Source organism: Dietzia sp. DQ12-76 (assembly GCF_014145045.1).
Classification (GTDB): Bacteria; Actinomycetota; Actinomycetes; order Mycobacteriales; family Mycobacteriaceae; genus Dietzia.
In genome coordinates this window covers 1-7,417 of sequence record NZ_JAALDV010000417.1, presented here as the reverse complement: position 1 = coordinate 7,417, position 7,417 = coordinate 1, and the positions used below count along the sequence as shown (strand labels likewise).

The following is a 7,417-nucleotide window of genomic DNA, read 5'->3' as shown; positions in this document are numbered from 1 at the left end:
TAGTACTTCCGATACCTGTCCCCTGCCGAGGATGTGGATCTGCCGGACGGCGGGCGGCCGCGGGGCCGGCACCGGCTCGGGGGTGGCGGTGTGCGGGCCGAGGAACCGGACGTGGCCGAGTTCGGCCAGGCGGACGAGGATCCCCGCGACCGCGGGGAGATCTGCGGCGTCGACCCCCGCCCGGGAGGCGGCGTCGTCGAGGTCGGACCCGCCTTCGAGCTCGAGGAGCAGTGCCGCCAGACCCCGGGGTCCGCACGACCCGGGGGCGGCCACCACGACCGCGCGGTCCGGTGCGAGTCCCACCTGAACCGAGTCGTGGTCCCTCACCACCACGACGGTCCCGGCCCGCAGGACGGCCCGGACGGGATCCCGCGGGGTGGGTCTTATCGCGGTGTGGGGTGGACGCACTCCGGAGGGGGTCGCTGATGACACGAGCACATCGTGGCACGCACGTGGTCGTCGCGGGGACGCTCGTCGGCGGCCTGTCCACAGCCCGGTGCACCTGGTGCGACCTGTGGAGAACAGAGAGGTCGCCCGTCGTCTAGCGTGGTCGGCGTGTCACCCACGCCCCAGCCGGAATCCGACGTCGATCAGGGTTCGGTACCCGCTGACGGGCTGCCCACCAGCCCTGATGACCCCAGGATCGAGGTGCGGCGGTCGCGTCGTCGCACGAGGACGGTCTCCGCGCGAGTGGAGGACGGGGCCGTGGTGGTGCTCATGCCGGCCGGGCTGCCCCGGGCCGAGGAACGTCGGCTCGTCGCCGACATGCTGTCGCGACTGCGTCGTTCCGCCAGGCGGTCGGGGGCCAGGGCGTCCGACGAGGACCTGATGCGACGTGCGACCTCGCTGTCGGACAGGTGGATGGACGGACGCGCGCGACCTGGGTCGATCCGGTGGGTGCCCGCGATGACCACCCGGTGGGCCTCGTGCTCCCCCGCGTCGGGGGAGATCAGGGTCAGCGAGGCGCTGCGGGAGGTCCCCGCGTACGTGCTGGACTACGTCGTCGTGCACGAACTCGCCCATCTCGTGGTGCCCGGCGGTCACACCCCGGATTTCTGGGAGGTGGTGCGACGCTATCCGCGGACCGAGCGTGCCATGGGCTTTCTGGAGGCCCACTCCAGGACTCTCGCGCCGGGGTCCGGCGGAGCCGCGGATGGCGGCGAGGCGGTGGGGGACCTCGTGCAGGACGACGGCCCCTGACCTCAGACGGGCCGGCAGCTCAGGAGTCCCCCGCCGGTCCGTTCGCGTCGCCGCCGGATCCCGTGCCGGGACCGCCCCCGGACTCGCGGAGGAACTTCTCGATCTCGTCGACCCCGGACTGGTCCCCGGTGGTCTCGTCGAGCAGCCGGTCGATCACCGCGGCCGGGTTCTCGAGGTCCTCGCCCACGGGGAGCAGGTCCGGGTGGCTCCACAGGCCGTCCCGGCGGTCCGTGCCCACCGCCTCGGAGACCCGGCGCCACAGCTCCGAGGCCTCCCGGGCCTTGCGTGGGCGCAGTTCGAGACCGACGAGACCGGCGAAGGCCTGCTCTGCCGCCCCACCGGTGGCGCGACGGCGTAACCACATCTCGCGTAGTTTGTCGGCGCTGGGCAGGCGATCGCCGACCGCGGCGGTGACGACCGCGTCGACCCAGCCCTCGACCAGGGCGAGCAGCGTCTCGAGACGGCCGAGCGCCGCCTCGTTGACATTGGTGACCTTGGGCCCGATGGCACCGGCCCCGCCGGACAGCAGCTCCTGGAGCTTGGCGGGGTCCTGGAGGATGGACGGGTCGAGACCGGAGGCGAGGTCGTCCAGTCCCGAGGTGTCGACCCGGATACCGCGGGCGTACTCCTCGACGGTGGCCAGGACCCTCGCCCGGAGCCAGGGTGCGCCCGCGAACAACCGGATGTGGGCGGCCTCCCGCGCGGCCAGGAACACCAGGACCTCCTGGCGTGGGAGGTCGAGTTCCTCCGCGAACGCGTCGATCGCGGTCGGGCACAGGGCGCTCACACCGTCGTCCGCGAACGGCAGGCCCACCTCAGAGGAGAACAGCACGGCGGGGGCGAGCTTGCCCAGTCCCTGACCGAGTTGCATCCCGAAGCCCATGCCGCCCATCTGGTCGAGCATCCCCAGTAGTGGTCCGGCGAGTTGGCGCGCCTCCTCCGGCATCGCCCCCTTGGTGGCCGAGTTCATCTGTTCGGCGACCGGGGTGCAGATCTTCTCCCAGGTGGGCAGGGACTGTTCGACCCACTGCTGGGGCGTCCACACCTCGGTCCGGTGGACGCCGGAGGGGAACACGGTGGTCTCGTCCAGCCACAGCTCCGCGAGGCGGATCGACTCCTGCGCGGCGGTCCGGGAGGCCTCGGACACGACCGGGGTGCGTCCGAGGGCCTGCAGGGCCACGGTGCGCGCGAGCTGGTAATTGACCGGGCCCGTGGAGCCGGGTCCGGTCATCGCCGATCCCATGGAGCCGAGCATCTGACCGAACTGGGAGAGCATCTGACCGAACTGGCCGAACTGGGAGGGGTCGAAACCGCCGGGGCCGCCCGGGTCGCGGCTCCGGTCGTCGTCGCGACCGTCGTCATCGGAAGCGGAGAAACCGAAGGGCTGGTTCATGCCACAACGGTACAGCCCCTCGGGTGCGCAGGTCCGGGCCCGACGTCACGGTATCGGCTCGCGGACTACCCTTGCCCCCGTGAGTCGCCGACTGCTGACCCTCCTCGCCGCTCTGGTCCCGGCGGTGCTGCTGCTCGTCCTGGCCACCTCCGCGACGGTTCCGCTCGTGTCCATGGGCCCCGGACCCACCTACGACACGTTCGGCGACGTCCGTGTCGAGGGCGAGGACGGGGTGGAGACGGTCCCCGTCATCGAGATCAGCGGCCGGGAGGCGGACGAGACCTCCGGTGCGCTGCGGATGACCACGGTCGCGGTCCGGGACAACCTCACCCTCCTCGAGGCCACGAGGTTCTGGCTGGACCCGGTGCAGGTGGTGGTCCCGCGTGACCAGGTCTTCCCCCCGGAACGGTCCCGGGACGAGGTCCGCGAGTCCAACGCCGCCGAGATGGTGGGTTCGGAGAACTCCGCGGAGGCCGCCGCCTACAGGTACCTGGGGATCCCGATGCAGCCCAGGGTCGAGGCCGTCGACCCCGAGGGCGCGGCCGCCGACCGCCTCCGTGAGGGTGACGTCCTGACCTCGATCGACGGCGAGCGGGTCTCCGACGCCACCGCGGTGGTCGAGCAGGTCAGCGCCCGGCGGCCGGGCGAGGAGGTCTCGATCGGGTTCACCAGGGACGGGCGCGAGGAGACGACGACGACGACGTTGCAGCCCGCCGGTCCGGACGGCGATCCCGACCAGGGGCGCCTGGGCATCCTCGTCGGTGACACACCGGCGGACGGCACCGACGTCGACATCAACATCGACCCGAACGTGGGGGGCCCCTCGGCGGGGCTGGTGTTGGCGGTCGCGATCGTGGACAAGTTGTCACCGGGGGAGTTGACGGGCGGCGCGCAGGTCGCGGGATCGGGCACCATCCGGCCCGACGGCACCGTCGGCCCGATCGGCGGGATCACCCACAAGATCCGGGCCGCCCGGGAGGCGGGGGCCACGGAATTCCTCGTCCCGTCCGCAAACTGTGCGGAGGCCGTGCAGGACCCACCGGGAGGGATCCGCCTGATCGAGGTGGACACGCTCCGGGGCGCGCTGGAGGCGCTGGAGGAGGCCGTTTCCGGGGGGCAGCCACCGACCTGCGGGTGAGCCGGGGCTTTTCCGTAAGGTGGATTCCACGAGCATGTCCGCCCCAGCAGTCCAGGAGCTTCCCCGGTGTCCGTCCGCCCGCCCGGTAATCCCGGTCGGCCGATCGCGATCTCACGTCGCGGCCGAGCCGTCGCCATCTCTATCGTCATCCTCATCGTCCTGATCCAGGTGCTACCGAGGATCAACTCCACGTACACGAACTGGCTGTGGTTCTCCTCGGTCGACGCCACCACCGTCATGAGGACGGAGCTGCTCACGCGGATCGGTCTCTTCGTCGTGGTCGCCCTGCTCGTGGGACTCGCGGTCGCCGCGGGCATCCTGCTGGCCTACCGGTACCGTCCGGTCTTCCTGGCACAACCGGGGATGCCGGACGCGCTGGCGAGGTACCGGGCCGCTCTCGGCGACTCACCGGCCAAGACCGTGCTATGGGTCCCCGTCGGGCTCGGACTGCTCGCCGGTTCCGTGGCTCAGACGGGCTGGCAGTCGGTTCTCGCGTTCTTCAATTCCACCCCGTTCGGGCAGACCGATGCCCAGTTCGGGATCGACATCTCCTTCTACGCGTTCGAGCTGCCCCTGTGGCGATCGCTCGTCACCTGGCTCATGGTCGCCGTGGTCCTGGCGTTCCTCGCCAATCTCGTCACGCACTATCTGTTCGGTGGGCTCCGACCCGGTGCGCGCGAAGGGGCGTTGACCCGCGCCGCGCGGATCCAGCTGGTCAGTCTCGCGGGACTGTTCATCCTGCTCAAGGCGGCGGCGTACTGGCTCGACCGGTACGAGCTGCTGTTCCGCGAGAACGCGACGTTCACCGGTGCCGGACACACCGACGTCAACGCCCTGATCCCGGCCAAGATCTTCATGTTCTCCGTGGCGATCGTCTGTGCGATCGCCTTCTTCTCCGCGATCGTGATCAGGGATCTGCGGATCCCCGCGCTCGCCACCGTGCTCCTGCTGTTCTCCGCGCTCGTGGTGGGATCGGTCTGGCCGCTGGCGGTCGAGCAGTTCTCGGTCAACCCCAACCGCGCCGAGAAGGAACGGGAGTACATCGCCCGCAACATCGAGGCCACGCGGGCCGCGTACGACATCGGTGACGACCGGGTGACGTACATCGAGGGCTGGGGCTCGGCGGATCCGAACCCGCGGGAGGCGGGGTCGGACGTCACGACGCTGTCCAACGTCCGCGTGCTCGACCCGAACGTGCTCTCGCCCACCTTCACCCAGCTTCACCAGCTGCGCAACTTCTACGGTTTCCCCGAGACGCTGGGTATCGACCGGTACACGATCGACGGTGAGATGCGGGACTACCTCGTGGCCGCGCGCGAGCTCAACCCGGAGTCCCTGCAGGCCAACCAGCGTGACTGGATCAACCGGCACACCGTCTACACCCACGGCAACGGGTTCGTCTCCGCGCCCGCCAACCGGGTCAACGAGATCGCCGACGACGCGGGCTCGGACCGCGGAGGCCTGCCGAACTTCCAGATCTCGGACCTCGAGGCCATCAACAGCGGGCAGGAGATGGTGATCCCGGTGACCCAGCCGCGGACCTACTTCGGTCCTCTCATCGCCCAGGCCGACCCCGACTACGCGATCGTCGGTGACAACGGTGAGGGTCCCCGTGAGTACGACACGGACACCGAGCAGTACACCTACACCGGTGAGGGCGGTGTCCCGATCGGCAACTGGCTCAACCGCACGGCCTATGCGCTGAGGTTCGCCGAGCGAAACATCCTGCTGTCCAGTCTGATCGGCCCGGACTCCAAGATCATCTACGACCGCGACCCCCGGGACCGTGTCCAGAAGGTCGCGCCGTGGTTGACGACCGACACCAACACGTACCCGGCCGTGATCGACGGCCGGATCAAGTGGATCGTTGACGGCTACACCACGCTCAAGACGTATCCCTACGCCGAACTGAGTTCCCTGGAGGCCATGACGGCCGACTCCACGAACGAGGCCGGCGGTCGGGTCCTGCCGGACGAGAAGGTCTCCTACATCCGCAACTCCGTCAAGGCCACGGTCGACGCGTACGACGGCACGGTGGACCTCTACGCGTTCGACGAGTCGGACCCGGTGCTGCAGACCTGGATGAAGGCTCTGCCCGGGATCGTGCAGCCCCGGGAGGCCATCTCGGAGGAGCTCGAGCAGCATCTCCGGTACCCGGAGGACCTGTTCAAGGTCCAGCGTGAGCTGCTGGCCCGGTACCAGGTCGACGACCCCGGTCAGTTCTTCACCAACGACGCCTTCTGGTCGGTGCCGTCCGATCCCACGGTGACCTCGTCGATCCAGAACCCGACCCCGCCCCCGGGTGGGCCGGCCGGTGGACCTGCGGGTACCCAGGCCGCGAATGCCGGTCCTGTGGAGGGGCCGAGTCAGCCGCCGTACTACGTGGTGGTCTCCGATCCGACCGACCCCGAGTCGGACGAGCCCTCGTTCCAGCTCATCTCCGCGTTCCGCGGGTACGAGCGCGAGTTCCTCGCGGCGCACATGTCGGCGAGCTCGGACCCGGACACCTACGGCGACATCACGGTCCGGGTGCAGCGGCCCACGGAACCCCTGGCGCAGGGACCCAACCAGGCGCAGGACATCATGATCGCCTCCCCGGCGATCGCGGAGGACCGCCGACTGTGGGGCGAGACGGCCGAGATCACCGAGGGCAACCTGCTCGCGTTGCCGCTGGCGGATGACTCCGTCCTGTACGTGGAGCCCATCTACACGCAGCGCAAGGACCAGGACTCCGCGTTCCCCAGGCTGCTCCGCGTGATGGTCAGCTACGACCGCGCGGTGGGTTACGCGCCGACGCTGTACGAGGCGCTGCGCCAGGTGGGTATCGAGGCCGACCCGGACGTCGTGCGGATCGACGAGAGCGGCGAGGCGGAAGCCGAGGCGGAGGACGCCGCGTCTCCCACCGCTGCCACCGCTCCGCGCCCGGCGGCCCCGGCCACCGGGGGGACGGACGAAGCCGCGCGTGCCGCAGCCGTGCGGGACATCAACCAGGCGCTGAATGCGGTCCGCTCGGCCCAGGGCGGGGACCTGTCCTCACTGGGCCGGGCCCTGGAGGATCTGCAGGAGGCCGTCGACGCCTACCAGGCCCTCGGGAACTGAGTTGACCTGCATGAATGGCAGCCGCAGTGTGAGTTGAGTCATGTTCCGGTCGTTCCGCGTTCACCGATTTGCCTTCCGCGGTGAGTGGCACGTAGTGTCATAGACGCAAACGACGCGGGGTGGAGCAGCTCGGTAGCTCGCTGGGCTCATAACCCAGAGGTCGCAGGTTCAAATCCTGTCCCCGCTACCACGCACTCAGGCCCGGTTCCCCAACAGGGGAGCCGGGCCTGAGGCTATTTCGGCGAAGTGGCTAGCGGCCGGTCCAGCGGGGCTCCCGCTTCTCGGCGAACGCGGCCACGCCCTCTCTGGCGTCGTCGGACAGGATCACGGGGCCGGCCATCTCGCTCTGGCGTCCGAACGCCTCGTCCGGGCTCCAGGTGGGTGCCTCGTCGACGATCTTCTTGCCGACCCTCACCGAGAGGGGGGCGTTGGCGGCGATGCGCCGGGCCGTCTCCATCGCCGTCTCCAGGGCCCTGCCCTCGGGTACCACGGTGTTCACCATTCCCAGTTCGGCCAACCTCGCGGCGGGGAGGGCGTCGCCGAGCAGGGCGAGTTCCAGGGCCACCGGCCTCGGCAGACGGGTGGCC

At 70.1% G+C, this 7,417-nt stretch carries 5 protein-coding genes, 1 tRNA gene and 1 pseudogene; 4 read left to right on the top strand and 3 right to left on the bottom strand.

Features of this window, described 5'->3' with window-relative positions; all coding sequences use genetic code 11:
• Positions 1–432: pseudogene (locus G6019_RS13715) on the bottom strand (hypothetical protein); the annotation flags it as partial.
• Positions 433–555: 123 nt separating this feature from the next.
• Between G6019_RS13715 and G6019_RS13710 the strand changes: the two are divergent.
• The gene (locus G6019_RS13710) at positions 556–1,200 is read left to right on the top strand and encodes a M48 metallopeptidase family protein (protein ID WP_231750500.1); all 645 of its coding nucleotides are present in this window, start codon (positions 556–558) and stop codon (positions 1,198–1,200) included.
• 19 nt (positions 1,201–1,219) lie between these two features.
• Here G6019_RS13710 and G6019_RS13705 read toward each other — a convergent pair whose 3' ends face one another.
• Positions 1,220–2,593, bottom strand: a complete 1,374-nt coding sequence (locus G6019_RS13705) for a zinc-dependent metalloprotease (RefSeq protein WP_182612826.1) — start codon at positions 2,591–2,593, stop codon at positions 1,220–1,222.
• Between the two features lie 79 nt (positions 2,594–2,672).
• On the opposite strand from G6019_RS13705, the gene G6019_RS13700 reads away from it, so the two are divergent.
• The 3 genes from G6019_RS13700 (at position 2,673) to G6019_RS13690 (ending at position 7,020) form a co-directional block, all read left to right on the top strand.
• Entirely contained in the window at positions 2,673–3,731 is a 1,059-nt protein-coding gene (locus G6019_RS13700) for a YlbL family protein (protein WP_107755968.1), read from the top strand.
• Positions 3,732–3,797: 66 nt separating this feature from the next.
• Complete coding sequence (locus G6019_RS13695) at positions 3,798–6,830, top strand: UPF0182 family protein (RefSeq protein ID WP_182612827.1); 3,033 nt, start codon at positions 3,798–3,800, stop codon at positions 6,828–6,830.
• 113 nt (positions 6,831–6,943) lie between these two features.
• Positions 6,944–7,020, top strand: a tRNA-Met gene (locus G6019_RS13690).
• 60 nt (positions 7,021–7,080) lie between these two features.
• Here the strand turns inward: G6019_RS13690 and G6019_RS13685 are convergent.
• Positions 7,081–7,417, bottom strand: a 337-nt coding sequence (locus G6019_RS13685; protein ID WP_241726060.1) for an enoyl-CoA hydratase-related protein, incomplete at its 5' end; no start/stop codon positions are given.

Bases quoted from the DNA above. Each gene is read 5' to 3' on its own strand.
- G6019_RS13705 (WP_182612826.1), bottom strand. From the start codon at position 2,593: ATGAACCAGCCCTTCGGTTTCTCCGCTTCCGATGACGACGGTCGCGAC.